17 protein-coding genes are annotated in these 18,152 nt (G+C 72.1%); 5 read left to right on the forward strand and 12 right to left on the reverse strand.

Going from position 1 to position 18,152, the window contains the following annotated elements:
• Nucleotides 1–53 precede the first annotated feature (53 nt).
• Nucleotides 54–551 (forward strand): hypothetical protein, encoded by a 498-nt coding sequence (locus RQG84_RS01235; protein WP_311208500.1) that lies wholly within the window; start codon nucleotides 54–56, stop codon nucleotides 549–551.
• Between the two features lie 30 nt (nucleotides 552–581).
• On the opposite strand, the gene RQG84_RS01240 is transcribed toward RQG84_RS01235, so the two are convergent.
• Nucleotides 582–848 carry a helix-turn-helix domain-containing protein gene (locus RQG84_RS01240; protein ID WP_311208501.1) on the reverse strand — a complete coding sequence of 89 codons (267 nt, stop codon included), beginning with the start codon at nucleotides 846–848 and terminating at the stop codon, nucleotides 582–584.
• A gap of 129 nt (nucleotides 849–977) precedes the next feature.
• Here RQG84_RS01240 and RQG84_RS01245 point away from each other — a divergent pair, with 129 nt between their 5' ends.
• From RQG84_RS01245 to RQG84_RS01260, 4 genes are read left to right on the forward strand one after another with little or no spacing between them, the layout of a single operon-like run.
• A complete protein-coding gene (locus tag RQG84_RS01245) occupies nucleotides 978–1,649 on the forward strand; it encodes a hypothetical protein (protein ID WP_311208502.1) in 672 nt (223 codons plus the stop codon).
• Nucleotides 1,646–2,866 carry a hypothetical protein gene (locus RQG84_RS01250; protein WP_311208503.1) on the forward strand — a complete coding sequence of 407 codons (1,221 nt, stop codon included), beginning with the start codon at nucleotides 1,646–1,648 and terminating at the stop codon, nucleotides 2,864–2,866. The genes RQG84_RS01245 and RQG84_RS01250 overlap by 4 nt, the downstream gene beginning before the upstream one ends.
• Before the next feature lie 38 nt (nucleotides 2,867–2,904).
• Nucleotides 2,905–4,305, forward strand: a complete 1,401-nt coding sequence (locus tag RQG84_RS01255) for a wax ester/triacylglycerol synthase family O-acyltransferase (protein WP_311208504.1) — start codon at nucleotides 2,905–2,907, stop codon at nucleotides 4,303–4,305.
• A 1-nt stretch (nucleotide 4,306) separates the two neighbouring features.
• Nucleotides 4,307–4,618, forward strand: a complete 312-nt coding sequence (locus tag RQG84_RS01260; protein WP_311208505.1) for a hypothetical protein — start codon at nucleotides 4,307–4,309, stop codon at nucleotides 4,616–4,618.
• An 89-nt stretch (nucleotides 4,619–4,707) separates the two neighbouring features.
• Here RQG84_RS01260 and RQG84_RS01265 read toward each other — a convergent pair whose 3' ends face one another.
• The 11 genes from RQG84_RS01265 to RQG84_RS01315 all read right to left on the reverse strand — a co-directional run bounded on the left by RQG84_RS01265 (nucleotide 4,708) and on the right by RQG84_RS01315 (nucleotide 18,122).
• The gene (locus RQG84_RS01265; protein ID WP_311208506.1) at nucleotides 4,708–5,193 is read right to left on the reverse strand and encodes a DUF2505 domain-containing protein; all 486 of its coding nucleotides are present in this window, start codon (nucleotides 5,191–5,193) and stop codon (nucleotides 4,708–4,710) included.
• Nucleotides 5,194–5,217: 24 nt separating this feature from the next.
• Nucleotides 5,218–5,994: a PspA/IM30 family protein gene (locus RQG84_RS01270; RefSeq protein ID WP_311208507.1), complete on the reverse strand. Its 777-nt coding sequence runs from the start codon at nucleotides 5,992–5,994 to the stop codon at nucleotides 5,218–5,220.
• A gap of 81 nt (nucleotides 5,995–6,075) precedes the next feature.
• Nucleotides 6,076–7,821 (reverse strand): TPM domain-containing protein, encoded by a 1,746-nt coding sequence (locus RQG84_RS01275; protein WP_311208612.1) that lies wholly within the window; start codon nucleotides 7,819–7,821, stop codon nucleotides 6,076–6,078.
• Nucleotides 7,822–7,882: 61 nt separating this feature from the next.
• Nucleotides 7,883–9,112 (reverse strand): bifunctional glycosyltransferase family 2/GtrA family protein, encoded by a 1,230-nt coding sequence (locus tag RQG84_RS01280; protein WP_311208508.1) that lies wholly within the window; start codon nucleotides 9,110–9,112, stop codon nucleotides 7,883–7,885.
• Complete coding sequence (locus tag RQG84_RS01285) at nucleotides 9,109–11,268, reverse strand: glycosyltransferase family 39 protein (protein WP_311208509.1); 2,160 nt, start codon at nucleotides 11,266–11,268, stop codon at nucleotides 9,109–9,111. Before RQG84_RS01285 ends, RQG84_RS01280 begins: the two co-directional genes overlap by 4 nt.
• A 77-nt stretch (nucleotides 11,269–11,345) precedes the next feature.
• Nucleotides 11,346–12,785, reverse strand: a complete 1,440-nt coding sequence (locus RQG84_RS01290) for a HAMP domain-containing sensor histidine kinase (RefSeq protein ID WP_311208510.1) — start codon at nucleotides 12,783–12,785, stop codon at nucleotides 11,346–11,348.
• 22 nt (nucleotides 12,786–12,807) lie between these two features.
• Nucleotides 12,808–13,530 carry a response regulator transcription factor gene (locus tag RQG84_RS01295; protein WP_311208511.1) on the reverse strand — a complete coding sequence of 241 codons (723 nt, stop codon included), beginning with the start codon at nucleotides 13,528–13,530 and terminating at the stop codon, nucleotides 12,808–12,810.
• 163 nt (nucleotides 13,531–13,693) lie between these two features.
• On the reverse strand, nucleotides 13,694–14,149 hold the full coding sequence (locus RQG84_RS01300) for a hypothetical protein (RefSeq protein ID WP_311208512.1): 456 nt from the start codon (nucleotides 14,147–14,149) through the stop codon (nucleotides 13,694–13,696).
• A gap of 346 nt (nucleotides 14,150–14,495) precedes the next feature.
• A complete protein-coding gene (locus RQG84_RS01305; RefSeq protein WP_311208513.1) occupies nucleotides 14,496–15,044 on the reverse strand; it encodes an SMI1/KNR4 family protein in 549 nt (182 codons plus the stop codon).
• A gap of 136 nt (nucleotides 15,045–15,180) precedes the next feature.
• Nucleotides 15,181–15,849, reverse strand: coding sequence for an Imm52 family immunity protein (locus tag RQG84_RS01310; RefSeq protein WP_311208514.1), 669 nt, complete (start codon nucleotides 15,847–15,849; stop codon nucleotides 15,181–15,183).
• Nucleotides 15,850–15,857: 8 nt separating this feature from the next.
• Nucleotides 15,858–18,122, reverse strand: a complete 2,265-nt coding sequence (locus tag RQG84_RS01315) for a Tox-REase-5 domain-containing protein (protein ID WP_311208515.1) — start codon at nucleotides 18,120–18,122, stop codon at nucleotides 15,858–15,860.
• Nucleotides 18,123–18,152 lie beyond the last annotated feature (30 nt).

The raw sequence follows: 18,152 nt of genomic DNA on the forward strand, positions 1-18,152 counted from the left end.
TCAAGGGCCCGTGCACAGGGGTCGGACGCCTGTGCCCGCGCTACGGTGCTGCCATGCGCTGGGACCGACTCTTCGCCGACCTCGAGGCCGCCGCGGACGACGACGCGTTGGTCGAGCGCGAGGCGATGGTGGCCGAGCTGCGTGACGAGGAGTGGTCACGGACGCCGTGGCGCGAGCTGCTCGGCGGTCAGGTGGAGGTCGAGGTCGCCGGGGCGGGCCGGCTCGGCGGGACCGTGGGGCTGGTCAACGAGCGGCTCCTTCGCCTCGATGCCGGGGGGCTGGAGCACGTGGTCGCGCTGGCTGCGGTGCTGGGCGTCCGCACGGACGGACGCGCGCCGGCGCTCACGTCGGTGGACGCGCGACTGGGGTGGGGCCACGTGCTCCGCCGCATGCGTGACGACGGTGACGAGGTGCTGCTCGTGCGTGTCGACGGCTCCAGCCTGCGTGCGCGAGTGGAGCAGGTGGTCGACGGGGGCGTGCTGGTCCGCAGCGCGGAACGGACCCTGCTGGTGCCGCTGCAGGCGCTCGCAGTCGTCACGGTCCCGCGCTGAGACCGGATCGGCCCGGCGACGGACGGGGGATCAGACCGTCGCGTCGCCGCCGCTCGACAGCTCGGCGTCGGCCAGATCGCCCTCGCCGAGGTCGGCGACAGCCTGCTCGGCACGGGCGTACTGGCGCTGGATGTAGTCCTCCAGCTGGTCCTTCTCGACCCGCCACTGGTTGCGGCCCCCGATCTGGATCCCCTTGAGCTCACCGGATCGCACGAGGGCGTAGACCTGTCGAACCGTCACGTTCAGAACCTCGCCGACGTCGGCCAGGGTGAGGAAGCGGGGAGACCCATCGGACATGGGTCCCAGTTTTCCACGCTGCGGTGTCACGTCGAGTCGCGGCCGTCCGACCTGTGGACGACCGGACGGGGGACCGTTCTCCACAGCGAGGGCTGGACGCCCACGCCGTCGCCCAGTACAAACATGCCCATGGCGAACTGGCGGGGGCCACGATCGAGCGGCGGGACGACCGGACGGACGGGCGGAGCGGCGCGCGTGCGTCAGCAGCCGTGGAGCGACCCTCGGCTGGTGCTGGGCGTGCTCCTTGTGCTCGGCGCGACCGTGCTGGGTGCCTACGTCGTGGCGGCGGGCGACGACACCGAGCCTTACTGGGCGTTGAGTCGCGACGTCGCCGCCGGAGACCCGGTCGAGCGGTCCGACCTCGTCGAGTCGCGCGCGCGTCTCGGTGAGCGCGCCGCCGGCGCCTTCCTGCGCACCGACCAGGAGCTGCCTGCCGACCTCGCGTCCCTCAGGTGGGCGCGCGCTGGACGCGGCGGCGCGCTCGTGGAGCGGTCCGCGATGGCCCGCGACGGCGCCGGCGGTGCGACCGAGCTGCCGCTCTCCGTGCGGCTCGGCGCAGCGCCCGACGACCTGCGCAGCGGCGACCGGGTCGACGTGTGGGTCGGGCCGTCGCCCGAGGACGGTGCCGAGGCGGGGGAGGCCGCGCTCGCACTCACCGACGTCCCCGTGGTCAGGAACGGTGCCGTCGTCGGCGCCGGCGGCACGCGCACCGTGCTGGTCGACGTGGCCGGGCTCGACCTCGACGGCGAGATCGTCGCGGCCCTCACCGCTCGCCACGTGACGATCGTGCGTCGCTCATGAGCGGCAGGCCCCACCGTCGGGTCGTCCTCGCGGCTGCCGGTGCGGGGTGGGAGGTCGACGCCGTGCGGGAGCTGGAGTCGGCCCGCGACCTCGTGCTCGTGCGACGGTGCGTCGACGTCGCGGAGCTGATCGCGGTGGCTCAGGCGGGTGGGGTCTCGGTGGCCGCGGTCGACCTGTCCGTCCCCGGCCTCGACCTCGAGGCGGTCCGCGCGGTGCAGGCGGCGGGGGTCACCCTGGTCGGGCTCGGACCGACGGATCGCGCCGAGGCCCTGGGCATCGACGTGGTGGGCCCGGGCTCGGCCGTCCTCGACGCCGTCCGTGCCGTCGAGGTGTCCGCGACCGCCACGGCCGCGGGCCTCCCACCCGGTCCTGCGTCGGTCGAGCACGGCGGGCCTCCGGACGTCGCGGACGGCAGCACCTCGCGGCGACGCGGCACGCTGGTCGTGGTGTGGGGGCCCGCGGGCGCGCCGGGGCGCAGCTCGGTCGCCCTGGCGCTCGCCGACGAGCTGGGCCGCGACGACGCCCGGTGCGTGCTCGTCGACGCCGACACCTACGGCGGTGCCCAGGCACAGCAGCTGGGACTGCTCGACGAGGTCTCCGGCCTCATGGCCGCGTGCCGCGTGGCCAACCAGGGCCGGGACGTGGACCTGGGCGAGCACCTCCAGGCCCTGCGTCCATCGCTCTCGGTGCTCACCGGTCTCCCGAGGCCCGACATGTGGATCCACGTCAGACGCGCCGCCCTCGAGCGCGTGGTCGAACGGCTGCGTGACACCACCGACGTCGTGGTGGCCGACGTGGGCTTCTGCCTCGAGCCGGGGGAGGGGGTCGCCGGGGCCGGCCGCAACCAGGCCACGGCGGCCCTGCTCGAGCTCGCCGACGTCGTCGTCGCCGTGGGTCGGGCCGACCCGGTGGGCCTGACGCGCCTGGTGAGGGGACTGCACGACCTCGACGACCTCGGTGTCGTGCGCCCGATCGTCGTGCTCAACCAGGTGCGGGCCGGCATCGGCTGGGGTGCCGAGGAGCTGGCCTCCACCGTGCACCGGCTGGCCGGCGTCCGGCCCGTGGCCCTGCTGCCGCAGGACGGCCCCACCCTCGACACCGCCGCGCTCCGGGGTGCCACCGCGCGGGAGGTGGCCGCCGGCTCGCCGTTCGTGGCCGCGGTCTCCGACCTCGCGCAGCACGTGCTGGGGGTGACGCACGCCGCTGTGTCGCCGTGACGGCGGTGGTAGGTTCGTCGCGATCCGTGAGGAGTGAGATGCAGCGACTGAGTCCGCTGGACGCGATGTTCCTGAACCAGGACAGTCCCGACGTCCCGCGCCAGGTGGCGTCGCTCGCGATCCTCGAGCCCGGCGGGGCGTTGACCTACGACCGGCTGATCGGTGTCATCAACGAGCGGCTCGACATCGTGCCGCGGTACCGCCAGGTGCCGCGCAAGGTGCCCGGGGCGCTCGGGACCCCGCTGTGGGTCGACGACGAGGGCTTCGACATCTCCCTTCACGTGCGGCGGTCGGCGCTGCCACGTCCGGGGACCCGCGACGCGCTGCACGAGCTGGTCGGCCGGCTCGTGGCCCGCAGGCTGGACCTCGACCGTCCGCTGTGGGAGCTCTACCTCATCGAGGGCCTCGAGGACGGCAGCGTGGCGCTGCTGTTCAAGGCCCACCAGGCGCTCGTCGACGGCTCGGAGACGATCGACCTCGCCCAGGTGCTGCTCGAGGAGACCGACCGGGTGCGCGAGATCCCTCACGAGGACTGGAACCCGCGCCCCGCGCCCGGGCCGCTCGGCGCCGTCTCGGCCACGCTGGAGCGGAACGTGCGTCATCCGGGTGAGGCGCTGCGGATCGCGGAGCTCAACGTCGGTCGCGTGGCGCGGCACCTCCCGGTCGTGGGCGGCGGACCGGTCGCCACGCGCGGCGTGCTGTCGGCGCAGCTGTCCCGCCACCGCCGGTTCACCACGCTCTCCACCTGTCTGGACGACTACCGCCGGGTCCGCGACCAGCACGGCGGCACCGTGAACGACGTCATCCTCGCGGCCATCACGGGTGGCATCCGTGGGTGGATGCTCACCCGCGCCGAGCCGGTCACCGCCAAGACCAGCTTCCGGGCCATGGTGCCGATGTCGGTGGTGGCCGACGACGGCCTGCCGACGTCGCTCGGGTCCAAGGTGCGTGGGCACCTGCTCTCGCTGCCGGTCGGCGAGTCCAACCCGGTGGTCCGCCTGCACCAGGTGTCGTACGCCCTCAAGGACCACCGCGAGACGGGCTCGGCGGTGGCGGCCAACCAGCTGGCGAGCCTGCCCGGGTTCGCGACGTCGACCTTCCACGCCGTGGGCGCGCGCGTCGCGGCCGCCGAGACGTCCCGTGGGCACCAGATCACGATCACGAACGTCCCCGGCCCCCAGGAGCCGGTGTACATGGCCGGCGAGCAGCTGGCCGAGGTCTACCAGGCGATCCCGCTCATCGACCATCGAGCCGTGTCGATCGCGGTCACGTCGTACCACGGTCGCGTGTTCTTCGGCATCGTCGCCGACCGTGAGGCCGTGCCCGACGTCGACGTGCTGGGGCAGTGCATCAGCGAGGCGCTCGAGGAGCTCGTCGAGACCGTCGGACCCCGGCGCGGGCGGGCCCCGCGCGGCCGCCAGAAGCCGCGACGGGTCTGACGTGCGGGTCTGGGTGGGCGTCGACGCCGACGGCCTGCGTCGGCTGCGCGACGGTGGCGCGCTCGGCGGTGAGGTGGTGGCCGCGGAGTCCGAGGACGAGCAGCACGAGTACGAGGCGCTCGTGGCGGCGGCCGAGGACGGCCCCGTCGTGGTCGTCGCCGACGTCGAGGCGACGGACACCGGTGGCGCGACGGCCCTGGCCGACGTCACCGCGGCGGACGTCGAGGCGCTCCACGTGGACGCCGACGGCAGCGGTCAGCTGGCCTGGTACGCGCCGCAGGAGATCGAGGCCGTGCTCTCCCTGCTCGGCTGACCACGCCCCACGTCTCCGGGCCAGGACGACACGACGCGGCACGACGAAGGGCCCCGACCGACGGTCGGGGCCCTTCGCTTGGTGCGGGGTCAGAGACGGGTCATGCCCAGCTCGACCTCGTGCTTCAGCGAGCCGCGGATGGCCTTGGCCACCTCGGGCTCGATCTTCTTGCCGATGAACGGGATCTTGACCGTGACGTCACCGTTGACCGTGAACTCGGTGCCACCGCCCGTGGACTCGAGCACTGCGGTGCCGAGCATCTCCGCGGGCTGGCCGATGATGCTGACCTTCACGTCGGCACGGCGGCTGCCGTCGGCGGCAGGAGCGCTCCACTTCTCGGTCTGCTTGACCTTGACGGTGTCGCCGGTGAGCTTCTTGACGAAGTCGGGCATCTCGGCCGGCTGGGTGCGCACAATCGTGATCGTGACGCCGCCACCGGACTCGTCGACGTCGACGTCGATGTCGCTCGCGCCGGACTCCTCACCGGACTCGGTGCGGAACTCCTGGCTGGAGATGAGGCCGAACACGGCCTCGACGTCGGCATCGCCGTAGGAGTAGGTCTCGTTGAACTTCATGGCGTCATCCTCGCAGGTCTCGGATCAGGGCTTGGTCTGTTCGGGGGCGTCCTGGCCGGCCTCGACCTGACCGGCCGGGGCAGCCCCGAGCTGGCCCTTGAGCTCGGACAGCCGCGCCTCGATCTCGAGGGCGGTCGAGTCGGCCTCGAGCTCCTCGAACTGCGAGTCCAGGCTGGAGGAGGCCAGCTCGGCCTGGCCGGCGACCCGTGCCTCCTCGCGGCGCACCTTCTCCTCGAAGCGCGAGAGCTCGCTCGTGGGGTCGAGCACGTTGATGGACGAGACGGCCTGCTGCACCTGCGACTGCGCGTCGGCCGTCTTCTGACGGGCCACGAGCTGGTCGCGGCGGGTCTTCAGGTCGTCGAGACGCGAGCGCATGGTGATGAGCCCGGTCTTGAGCTTCTCGACGGTCTCGTTCTGCGACGCGATGGAGGGCGCGGCGGCCTTCGCCTCGTTCTCGAAGCCGATCTGCTTGCCGAGCGCCACCTTCGCGAGCTGGTCGAAGCGGTCGGCCTCGCCCGTCTGGCCGGCGGTGCGCAGGGCGTCGGCCTTCTGGGAGGCGGCGATCGCCTTTCCGCCCCACTCCTTGGCGGCCGCGACGTCCTCACGGTGGTCGGCCTCGGCGAGCCGCAGGTTGCCGATGGTCTGCGCCACGGCCTCCTCGGCCTCGGCGATGCTGTTGGTGAAGTCGCGGACCAGCTGGTCGAGCATCTTCTCGGGGTCCTCGGCCTTGTCCAGCATCGAGTTGACGTTCGCGCGGGTCAGCTGGGCGATGCGTCCGAGGATGGACTGCTTCTGTGCCATGGTGCTCTCTCTTCCGGTCGGCGTGCTGGGTGCTGGGTGCTTGGACTGGGGATGCTGGTGTCGGGGTGGGTGGTCAGGATGTCAGAAGCGTCCGCCGCCGCTGCGCCGCGAACGTCCGCCGCCGCTGCGTCGGCTGCTGCTGCGCCGTGAGCTGCTCCGCGAGCTGCTCCGTCGGGAGCTGCTGCTGCGGGAGGTGCGGCGGCTCCGGCTGGAGCTGCCGCCGAACCCACCGGGCAGTCGGGGCAGGCCGCCGCCACCACCGCCGCCCCCTCCGAGGATGCCGCCGAGGGAGAGGTCGTCGCGGTCGGAGGTTGATCGCCACGCCGCCACGTCGGCCTCGGCCGTCGACTGGGCCTCCTTGACGAGGGCCGCGGCACGCTCGAGGGTGCGGGTGGCGCCGGCAGGGTCGCCCGTCAGGGCGAGCCGTCCCTCGTCGAGCAGGCGCGCAGCCTCGGAGAGCCGGGTGCGGGCGGTGCTGCCGACCGCACCGCGGTGCGTCTCGACGTAGGTGGTGACCGCCGAGACGGTGGCCACGACCTGTCCCAGCAGGTCGTCGGCGTCGTCGCGGATCGTCTCGAGGTCGGTCCGGGCCGTGTCGATGGCGTCGAGCAGGGCGGTGGCCTGGGCGGTGGCGTCCTCGGCCGTGCGCAGGTGCAGGGCCGCGGTCGCGGCGTCACCACTCGTGAGGGCGCCCTGGGCGAGGGTGACCTGCTCGGCGGCCTTGGTCGTCAGGGACTCGGCCCGCACGACGTTGTCGGCCACGGCGGCCAGCGCGCTGCCGGAGTGCGTGGACTGCAGGGACTCGAGCGTGGCGCGGGAGGCGGGCAGCCGCTCGACGGTGGCGGCGAGGACCGGCTGGAGCGCCGCCACGGCCTCCGGAGCGCGCGTCTGCAGGTCGCGGACGGCGTCGAAGCGCTCCACCTGGGCGTCGAGGGCGTCGTCGACCTCGTCGCAGATCTGCAGGATCCGGGAGTGGAGCGTGCGGCGCTCGGCGTCCGACTCGGGCTCGGCGTCGTCGAGTCGTTGACGCAGGGTGAAGGCCTCGCGGACGCGGGTGCGGCCGTCCTCGATCACCGCGCGGAACTCGGCGGTGGCGGTCGTGCCGAACTGCGCCTCGGCGAAGCCGAGCTCCTGGGCCGAGGACTGGAGGGCGTCGTCGACGTCGACGAGCGCCTTGGCCGCCGCCGCCTCGAGCTCCTCGTCGGTGAGGATGCTGGCGGGGTCGACCGGCCGGCCGTGCTCGTCCACCACCGGGTGGGTGTGGTCGTAACGGCGGCGGGAGCGGTGGATGGCGTAGCCACCGCCAGCAGCGGCGAGGCCCACGCCGCCGACGATCCAGCCCCAGGGGATGCCTGAGTCCTGGCTCACCTCGGTGAGCCCCTCGGCCGCCCCGACGGCCGCACCCGCCCAGTCGTCCTGGCGCAGCGCGGGAAGGATGTAGTCGCGGTCGACCTTCTCGAGGTCGGCGTCGGAGAAGTCCTCGGCGTCGGCGTCGTAGCCGTAGGAGCGCTGGTCGAGGGCGATCGCCAGGAGGACGTCGGCGCGGCCGAGGCCCGAGCGCTCGGCGGTCTGCGCGGCCCACTCCGAGCCCGTGAGGCCGCCGAAGTCGCTGACGTAGACGACGAAGAGCTGGCGATTGGTCTGCTCGTAGTAGGCGTCGAGCGCCGTCTGGACCTCGGCCGTGTCGCCGTTGAGGGCGTCGGCGCGGTCGGTGATGTTCCCCGTGACGTCGATCGGATCCTCGGCTGCCGCCGGCCCCGCACCCAGCATCGCCAGGGCGAGCAGCGTCGCGGTCACGGCCAGGGCACGTCTGACGGAGGGTGACATCACGTGTCGATCTTGGCCGATGGGCGGTCGCGGGACAACAGCCGGGCCCGGCGCGCCCGCCTCAACCCGGTTGCCGGTCGTCGGTGCGGAAGATCCAGGTCCGCATCAGGACGAACCGGGCGACGGTGACCGCGAGGTTGGCTGCGGTGAGCACCGCGACCTCCAGCGCCCGGTGCTCGGTCCCGGCCAGGTGGTGGAGCGTCCAGAGGGCGCCGCTCGTCGCGAGGACCCCACCTGCGAGCACCGCCAGCCCCTGCAGGTGGTGGACGGCGGCCCCGTCGCGACCACGCACCCCGAACGTGAAGCGTCGGTTGGCGGCCGTGTTCGCGACGGCGGTGACCAGCAGCGCCGCCATGTTCGCCCCCTGGGCGCCGAGGGGTGACCTGAGCAGCAGGAACAGCGCGGCGTACGCGACCGTCGAGAGCACCCCCACGAGGGCGAACACGACCAGCTGGGCCGACGCCCCACCGCCGGCGCTGCGCCGCGTGGCGCGACCGAGCTCCTCGCCGAGCCGAGCCACCGGCACCTGTCCCCGCACCAGGGCCAGGCCCAGGCGAGCCATTCCACGGAGGTCGTCGAGCGCGGTGCGGACCACGTCGACGCTGCTGTCGGGGTCGTCGACCCAGTCGACCGGCACCTCGTGGATGCGCAGCCCGGCCCGCTCGGCCACGACGAGCAGCTCGGTGTCGAAGAACCAGGCGTCGTCGTGGACGAGCGGCAGCAGGCGCTCGGCCACGTCGCGTCGGATCGCCTTGAAGCCGCACTGGGCGTCGCTGAAGCGGGCGCGCATGGTGCCCCGCAGGAGGTAGTTGTAGCCGCGCGAGATGATCTCGCGCCGGGGGCCGCGGGTCGTCCTGGCGCTGCGGGCCAGTCGCGACCCGATCGCGAGGTCGGAGTGTCCGGTCAGCAGGGGTGCGACGAGCGGCAGGAGGGCGTTGAGGTCGGTCGAGAGGTCGACGTCCATGTACACGAGGACGTCGGCGTCGGAGGTCGACCAGGCGGCCTTGAGCGCGCGGCCCCGCCCCTTCTCGCCCAGCCTCACCACCCGGACGCTCGCGTGCTGCGCGGCGAGCGTGTCGGCGAGCTCGGCGGTGCGGTCGGTGCTGGCGTTGTCGGCGATCGTGACGCGAGACGGGAACGGCAGGGTGGCCAGGTGGTCGAGGACGGTCAGGACCGACGCGACCAGGGCTCGCTCCTCGTTGTGGACGGGAACGACGACGTCGATCGTCCCGGTGCGGCGGACGGTCGAGCCCGCAGCGTCGGCGGTGGCCGCGAGGTGCGCCGCGCTCATGCGATGCCACCGGACAGGTCGTAGAGGGTGGTGCCGTCGACCGTGGTCGCGGTGAAGGTCTCCTCGACCCACTCCTGAATCTGGGTGCTCGTGCCGCCGCTCGCGCCGGGACCGCCGCGTCCACCTGCCCCGCGTCCACCTGCTCCGCCTCCGCCGATGAACCAGTGGACCTCGCCGTCGGCGACGAGCTGCTGGAACTGCGCCAGGGTGGGGGAGGGGTCGGAGCCGTTGAACCCGCCGATCGCCATCACCGGCTCCTCGGTGGAGAGCTGGTAGCCCGAGGCGCTGTTCGAGCCGATCGCCGCGGCCACCCAGGTGTACGACCCCGCGTCCTGGGTGAGGAGGGCGTCGATGGCCTCCGACGACGAGGAGCCGTCGAGCAGTCCACCGGTTCCTGGTCCGCCCTGGTTCCCGTCACCCGGGGCCGTGCCGGTCCCACCCGGAGCCCCCTGCGGTCCCGCGCCCTGGGGCGGCTGTCCCTGGCCGGTCCGGCCGTCCTGCAGCTGCGGCGGCTGACCACCGCCGGGCCCGCGTCCCCCTCCCGGGCCGGCGCCGAACCCTCCGCGGCCCGTGCTGGGACCGGCGGACGGGATCGACCCGGTGTGGGCGCTGCCGGCGGTGTCGACGGCGTAGGCGGTGGGCCCGGCCAGCAGGGCGACGAGGCTCGCGAGAGCGACGGCGAGCCCGGCACGTCGACGCAGTCGTGCGGGGAGGAACCTCAGCAGCGCGACCGTGATCGCGCTGAGGCCGGCCAGCGTGACCACGAGCGGCGTGAGCCAGGGCAGGAAGCCGTCGGAGCGTCCGAGCAGGACCGTCGCCGTCGCGGCGGTGGACAGCAGCACGGCCACGGCGGTGACGGCCGCGGTCACGGTGTGTCGGTGCTGCCAGAGCACGTGGCCGCCGATCCCCAGGATCGCGGCGATCGCCGGGGCGAGCGCCACCGTGTAGTACGCGTGGAAGATGCCGGCCATCAGGCTGAACGTCAGGCCCGTGACCAGGAGCCAGAGACCCCACACGACGAGCCCGGCCGTGACGGGACGGGTGCGACGGTCCTCACCGGAGCGGAGGGTGAGCCAGAGGGCCGCGACCAGAAGGAGCAGCGCCGCCGGCAGCAGCCACGCGACCTGACCGCCGATCTCGCTCGAGAACAGGCGCAGCAGCCCGGTCTCGCCCCAGCCACCTCCGCCGCCGCCACCGGGCATCCCGCCGCCGCCGACGGACCCCACCTCGTTGCCGTTCAATCGACCCAGACCGTTGTAGCCGAGGGTCAGCTCGAGGATCGAGTTGTCCTGCGAGCCGCCGATCCAGGGGCGGCTCGAGGCGGGCCAGAGCTCGACCACGAGGACCCACCAGCCGCCGGCCACGACCATGGCCGCGAAGGCGACGACCAGGTGCACCAGGCGGCGGGCCAGGGGGACGGAGGCGGCCAGCAGGTAGACACCGGCGAGCGCCGGGAGGACGAGGAACGCCTGGAGCATCTTGGTCAGGAAGCCGAGGCCCACGAGCGCCCCGCCGAGAGCCAGCCATCGCGCGGCACGGCGGGGGTCCTCGAGCGCACGGAGGGTCGCCGCCGTCGCGCCGACGAGGAGCAGCACCAGGAGGGCGTCGGGGTTGTTGAACCGGAACATCAGGACGGCGACCGGGGTGAGGGCGAGCACGAGCCCGGCACCGAGCCCGGCCCACGCGTTGCCCGTCGTGCGGCGCACCGTCGTGTGCAGCAGCGCGACGGTGGCCACCCCCATGAGGGCCTGCGGCACCAGGATGCTCCAGGAGGACAGTCCGAACAGCCGGACCGAGAGGGCCATCACCCAGATGGACAGGGGGGTCTTGTCGACGGTGATGGACCCGGCGGCGTCGGACGCGCCGAAGAACATCGCCTTCCACGAGTCCGACCCGGCCTGCGCGGCGGCCGAGTAGAAGGAGTTGGCCCATCCGGACGAGCCGAGGCCCCAGAGGTAGAGCGCCGCGGTGCCGACGAGCAGCAGCACCAGCGCCGGTCGGGCCGCGGGGTGGTCGGCGGGATCGCCCCGCCACGCTCGGGCGAGGATCCCCGGCGCCCTCGAGGCCGGCCCGTCGGAGGAGCCGGCGTCGAGGGGGTTGGCGTCGGGGGTGCTGCGGGTCTGGTGGGTGTCGGGCATCGTGGCGGTCTGGTCCATGTCGCCGATGCTCGACGGCGCTCCTGGGGTGGCGCCCTCGGCGGACTGTGCCGCTGCTGTGAGGTGTCGGCGGGCCGTCAGGTCCGGGGGAGCGTGATGCCGAAGGTGGTGCTGCCGGGCTCGCTGGTGACGGCGACCGTGCCTCCGTGGGCCTCGGCGATGGCCGCGACGAGGGACGTGCCCAGCCCGGCGCCACCGGACTCGCGGGTGCGCGAGGAGTCGCCGCGGGTGAAGCGCTTGAACACCACGGGCAGCAGGTCGGGCCCGATGCCGGGCCCGTCGTCGTGCACCTCGACGACGGCGTGGTCCGCGTCGGGGAGGCGGAGCCGTGCCGTGACCACGGTGCCGGGTGGGGTGTGCCGGGAGGCGTTGCGGAGCAGGTTGGTGACGGCCTGGTGCAGGCGCAGGGCGTCGCCGGGCACCTCGATCGGCTCGTCGGGGAGCTCGAGGCGCCAGGTGTGCCCACCGTCGACCACGCGGGCGTCGCTCACGGACTCGGCGAGCAGGAGGCTCAGGTCGACGGGCTCGCGCTCCAGGGGGCGGCCGGAGTCGAGCCGCGCGAGCAGCAGCATGTCGTCGACGAGGGTCGACATGCGCGCGGCCTCGGACTCCACCTTGGTCAGCTGGTCGGTCCCGGTGCGCCGGCCCAGCTCGGCGTAGCCGCGGATCGTCGACAGGGGCGTCCTCAGCTCGTGGGAGGCGTCGGCGAGGAACTGGCGGACCTGCTGCTCGCTCTCGTGCCGGGCGTCGAGGGCCTGCTCCACGTGCGTGAGCAGCCGGTTGAGGGCCTCGCCGACCTGGCCCACCTCGTTGCCGGGGTCGGTCAGCTTCTCGGGCACACGGACGGTGCGGCCCACCTCGCCGCTGTCGAGCGGGAGGGTGGTCACCTCGTGGGCGGTGGCCGCGACCTCGCGCAGGGGGCGGAGCTGGCGGCGCACGAGGACGCCGCCCACGAGCCCGGCCGCAGCCGCGCCGAGCACGGTCAGCAGCGCCTCCCACCAGAGCAGGCGGGTGAGCGTCTCGTCGAGGTCGCCGGTCGGCAGGCCCTGGACGACGACGGTGCCGTCGGCGGTGGTGGTGGCAGCCACGCGCACGGAGCCGAGGCCCGGTAGGTCGACGGTGAGGGGCTCGTCGTCGGGGTCGACGTCGGCCAGCTCGTCGAGGGCGGAGCTGGAGAGCGGACGCAGCCCCGCGCTCTCGGTGATCTGCACACCGGCTCGGCAGTCGTCGGTGTAGACGGCGGTGAGGCTGCGGGCGGACTGACCGAGGGACGGCCGCGGGGGCTCGCCGCACAGGGCGCTGGGCCGGGGGCGCGAATCGAACGGACCGCCGGGCCCGTCGCCGACCGGGTTCCCGCCGGCCTGGACCCGGGCGCGTTCGGTGGACTGCGCCAGCTCGGCGTCCAGACGGTCGGTCAGGTAGGCGCGCATGACCAGGGTCGCCGCGCCGGCCACGAGCAGGCTGACGGCGACGACGAGCGCCACGACGGTGAGGACGAGTCGTCGGGTCAGGCTCATCGCCACACTCGCACGTTCTCGCTCACGCGGGCTCGACCGGCTTGAGCACGTACCCGGCCCCGCGCTTGGTGTGGATCATGGGCTCGCGACCGGCGTCGATCTTCTTGCGCAGGTAGGAGATGTAGAGCTCGACGACGTTGGCCTGTCCGCCGAAGTCGTAGTTCCACACCCGGTCGAGGATCTGCGCCTTGCTGAGCACGCGGCGCGGGTTGCGCATGAGGAAGCGCAGCAGCTCGAACTCGGTGGCGGTGAGCTCGATCGCGGTGTCGGCCCGGGTCACGTCGCGGCTGTCCTCGTCGAGGACCAGGTCGCCGACGACCACCACGTGCTCGGCACGGGCCTCGCGTGCGCCGGTGCGCCGCACGAGCGCGCGCACGCGGGCCACGACCTCCTCGAGGCTGAACGGCTTGGTCACGTAGTCGTCGCCGCCGGCGGTCAGCCCGGCCACGCGATCCTCCACGGCGTCGCGCGCGGTGAGGAAGAGGACGGGCACGTGCTCGTCGCGCTGGCGGATGCGTCGGAGCACCTCGAGGCCGTCGAAGTCGGGGAGCATCCAGTCGAGGACGACCACGTCGGGTCCGAACTCACGCGCGGCATTCACGGCCGTGCGGCCCGTGCCCGCGGTGCGCACCTCCCAGCCCTCGTAGCGCAGGGCCATCATGAGCAGCTCGGCGATGTTGGGCTCGTCGTCGACCACGAGGACCCGCAGCCGGCTGCCGTCGGCGCGCGTGAGGGAGGCGTTCATGTCTCCAGTGTGGCCGGGCTGTCCGTGAGTCAGCTGTGACGTTCCTGTGAGCGCTGGACCGGCGGTGTGGCCGGGTCCGCGAGGCGAACGCTCGGCGTGCCGCGACGGAAACACCCTCCGGCCCCGGGTGTGGGCGGAGGGTGCTGGTGGTTCCGTGCTGCTCTCAGGCGGCGCCGAGGTCGGCGGCCACGGGGGCCTCGAGGGCGCGCACGCGAGCACGCGCGATCTCGGCGAGGTGCGTGGTGCGGCGCGCCTCGGCGAGGTCGCCGACGGCGATGAGGTGGTCGACGAGCGGCTCGAGGTCGTCGACGTGCACGCCCTCGACGAGGCTCGCGTACTCGATGAGCTCCGAGAGCAGCGCGCGCAGCAGCAGGTGGCCCTCGAGGTCGTCGTCGGTCGGCTCGTCGCCGGTGACGAGGCGCAGCTGCTGGCCCAGGTCGAAGGCGGTCTCGGGGGTGAGGCTGTCCTCGCGGGCCGCGGTGGCGACGAGCTCGAGGACGGGGGTCAGTCCGTCGCGCGCCGGGATGAGCGCGGCGCCGACGACCAGCTCGAGCACGCAGGCGTGACGCGAGAACGCGTCGTCGCTCGACGGGCGCTCGGCCACATGTGTGATCGTCATGATGAAACCACTTCTCCCCACTCCCATGAAGATGCTGTCAGGTCACGAGGCGATGGTCCCTAGTTCTTCGGGACCATTTCCGCGTGGCCGACACCACACAGAGTAGGCGACCCGGGTCTTTCGCCGCTAGTCCTTGGAAGGACCTCTTGGACTTCGGGGCAGTAGGTGGATCGTGGACAGTTCCATTTCTATGGCTTGGACTGACCGCGCCTCGGGAATCAGTCCGTGCGAGAGCTGATGAACTGGCCAGAGTCCTCACGTCGGCAGCTTCATGACAGGAACCCCGCCAGCGTGGCGCCCGCGAAGCGGACTGTCGGTGCGGCGTGAGGCGGAGGCTCGACCTGGCCTATGTCTTTCCGCCGAAGGTGAACCCGCCGGGCGGCACGTACGGGCCCTTCCGTGCCGTGCCACCGGCGACCATCTCAGCGATGAGAGCCTCTTCCTCCGGGGTGAACCCTGTGGTGAGGTCGCGGAGGAAGGCTGTGAAGGTGTCGGCGACCTTGACGATGTTGTCGGTGCGCGGGGGTTCGTCCTCGTCGGCTTCGCCCTCGTGGTCCCAGAACCACACCGAGCCCGATTGCTGGTAGCCGACGTCCAGCAGAATCAGGTTGCTGGAGGCGTCGATAGCGATGGGGAGAAGGCCCTGGGGGTAGCGGCCGTCGTAGGTACGCAGAGCGTCGGCGAGGTCGTAGCTGTCGTCATCGGCGTCGATGCTGAGGAAGGCGCGGACGCTTGCTCCCGAGTCGTCGTCGGGCAGGTGTGCGCTCTCACTGAGGATCCCGCCGTTCTGGGTGAGCATGAACCGCCGGTAGTCGGTCGGCAGAGCAGAGCCGGCGACCTTGGTCAAGCGGACCTCAGCGAGTGGTGTGCCGGTACGGGTGAACTCGATCGTCATCTGTGTGTCCTCACGTGGGCAACTTCATGACAGCATCCCCGCCAGTGTGGCGGACCGGGCTCGGTGAACTACTGGCCGCACGCCTTGGTCGCCCCGATGCCACGTCCGCCCGAGACTTCCGGAGGGTGCGGGCGTGTCACAGGGGCCGAAGCACACCCTGCGCGTTCAGCCAGGTCTGAACCTGAACAGCATCCTCGGGGGTGACGTCGGCGAACGGCTTGTCGAACGTGATGGTTGTGCCTCCGGCCATAGGTCGCGCCACGACTCCAGCGGGTGGTTCTGCGAGGTCAGCGCTACGGAAGTAGGTGATCCATCCGACCGACTCCCGGAAGGCCTGCCCCTGGGCGCGTCGGAGGCTTCGGGTGGTCCATGTGGCCCAGTCGGGCTCCCAGATCTCAACGAGGCGGTCGATCAGGGTCGCCGAGAAACCCTGCCCACCCGGAAGCCTGAGAAGGACGTGGTTGGAGAGGTCCGGATCGCCAGCGTGCAGGCCGACCGTCGTTGTGAGGCTCGATGCGCTCTCCTCGCTCTGCCCATTCCACAGACCGACCCGGAAGCCGAGGTCGTTCATGACCTCGCCGCCGAAGTCCGTCCGATGGGCGCCCTGCTCGACGAGTCGTGTCAGACCCTCAACATCTGTCGGTACGAGCGCTCTTGACTGTGCGCTGTCGCCCTTCTCGAACCAATCAGTGAGCGCCGGGCTGACATCGCGGATCCCGTCGAGCGTCGCTTGCAGACGACTCGCGGCCTCGGTCGCCGACTCTTGGCGGTCGCCCCAGTAGCAACCGATGTATGACTTCTCCATAACCCTCCTCATGATGCCGGAACGTGCCGGACCGTGATTCCGACGATCCCTTCTTCGAAGAACATGTCCTGTAGAGCCTCGAACACTTCCGGCTCGGCCACATCCCAGCGAATCGGCGTATCACCCGCAACGCGCTTCTGTCTCAACGCCTGGTCCGTGAAGCGGTCAGCACCACGGAACCACTCCCGGAAAGATCCCTCCTTCACGAACCCCTTGAGGCCGGGCCCCTTGGCCTCGATCAGAACTCCGTCCTCGAAGCCGTCGAAATCGACGTTCTCGACCCTGTAGACCGACCCTCGGGGTGCCCCTGTTACCTGCTGCTGGTATTTCGCTGAGCGTTCCGACATGTGCTCGTTGGTCGTGGTCCAAGCCCCCGGGTCTCTCCGGGGTGCACGGGCGGGGGTGGGTGCTTCGGGCTCATCGAGATCGCGGCGAAGTCGTCGCGATACCCAGTCTCGTTGATCCTTCACGAAGCCGTCGATCGTTCCTCGCACCGGTGCAGCGAGTTTCGACGGCGCCCATGCCGTGAAGGCCAAGACCCCCACGTCGAGCGCAAGAGAGCCTGGTGTCGCGTTCGACCAATAGTCGCGGACTGCGCCGACGGGGTCGCGGGCGAAGTCAGAGAGGTGGTCGGCGTTGTCCGCAACGGAGAACGCACCGCTGCCCCAGGCAGCAGAACCAAGGACGATGCTGCCGGCTCCTGCCCCGGCGATGGCGAGCGCCCCGCCGGATAGGACGACAATGGCGCCGATCCCAAGGGTCTTCTCGAAGCCGGAGAGGTCGTTCCACCACCGGTCCAGGCCGTCGAACAGCTGGGCGAGCCACGATTCGTCCATCCGTTCCGCCCAGGAGGTGCCGTCGAGATGACGCACCCAGTCGGGGGCGACGGTGAACGTCATCCACAGCAGGACGGCGCACACAGCGACGGCGATGCCGCGCAGCACCCATGGTCGGGCGGGCGGGGCGTCGAGGTGGAGCGTCAGCTCGCGGGACTGGCGGTTCATGACGACGGAGGCTTGGGCGCGGCGAGGGCCGGCCCACCACGGCTCACCTTCCTGGCGTGCTCCAGTGGCAAGGAAGAGTCCGATCCCGCGGACGGTGTCGGCGACCACGAACAGCAGCGACCGCGCTGCATCGGTTGCTCCCACCCAGCCCCAGGTGAGGACGGGACGGGTGCCCTGGGGAGGCGTTGTGTCGGCGAGCCGGGCGTCGAGGTGCGCGGCCCACGCCGGGGCTTCCACCGGAACCTGCCAGCCGCCCCATCGGCGGAGCCGCGTCCCGTCCACGAGGAGGATGACGAGGACGGCCAGGACGAGCATCCACGTGGCACCGAACTCGTCCGGGGTCACCGCGTGCCACCAGCGTAGAGGTGCGGGCAGGGTGTTCGGGCTCGTCCCGGTGCCGAGGTTGTAGTAGGCGTGCGTGGTCACGGCTGACCAGAAGACTCCGGTCACGAGCACGGCCGCACCGGTGCCGGCGGCGGCCCGCCACAGCAGGTCGCGGCCCCGGGAGGCGCGCCAGAGAGCGATGCCCAGGCCGACGGAGAGTGCGACGAGCATGGTCACGACGTGGTGGCCGGGCCACCAGGTGAGCCGGGTGACGCCGGAGTCGTCGAGCCCGAGGAGCCCGAACTGGACGGCGCCGTCGAGGTTGTAGCGCTCGCCGAAGATGCTCACCTGCGGTGCGTAGACGTTGAGTCGTCGCAGGATCTCCTCGGCGGCCAGGAATCCGGCACCGGAGGCCAGTCCCAGGAGTGCCCAGTCCGCGACGGCGAAGCGCCGGACGCGACCCGGTGCCGCGAGCGCGATCGCCAGGAGCGGAAAGAGCTTGAGCGCTTCCTCGCCGACCGAGGCGAGAGCGGTCCGAGTGGCGAAGCCACCCTCCTGGGCCAGCGGTGATGCGGCGATCGCAGCGCTGCGCAGGACGACTCCGATGACGATCGCCCAGGCGACACACAGCACGAACAAGCGCAGGTAGCCCGCGAAGGTCAGGGTCTTGGTGCGCAGCAGCAGGAACCACAGCACGCAGATCCACACGGCACCGAACCAGACCGACAGAAGGGCTGGTTTGACCGCGTCGACGAACAGCCACGCCACGATCAGCCACACGAGCGCGACCGCCAACAGGGCAAGGCGGGCGATCAGCAGCCGCTTCAACAGCGCCGTGTGCCGCTGGGCCCACGTGGTGCGTCGCTCACGCAACAGCTCCCACCACTCCGGGGCCCATGGCGAAGCGGCTGGTGGCTCCAGCCGGCCGGTGGTCTCCGTGCTCATTCATTCCCCGATGACGTCGAGGCACCAGGA

Source organism: Aeromicrobium sp. WCS2018Hpa-31, assembly GCF_031843905.1.
In the GTDB taxonomy this organism is placed as follows: domain Bacteria; phylum Actinomycetota; class Actinomycetes; order Propionibacteriales; family Nocardioidaceae; genus Aeromicrobium.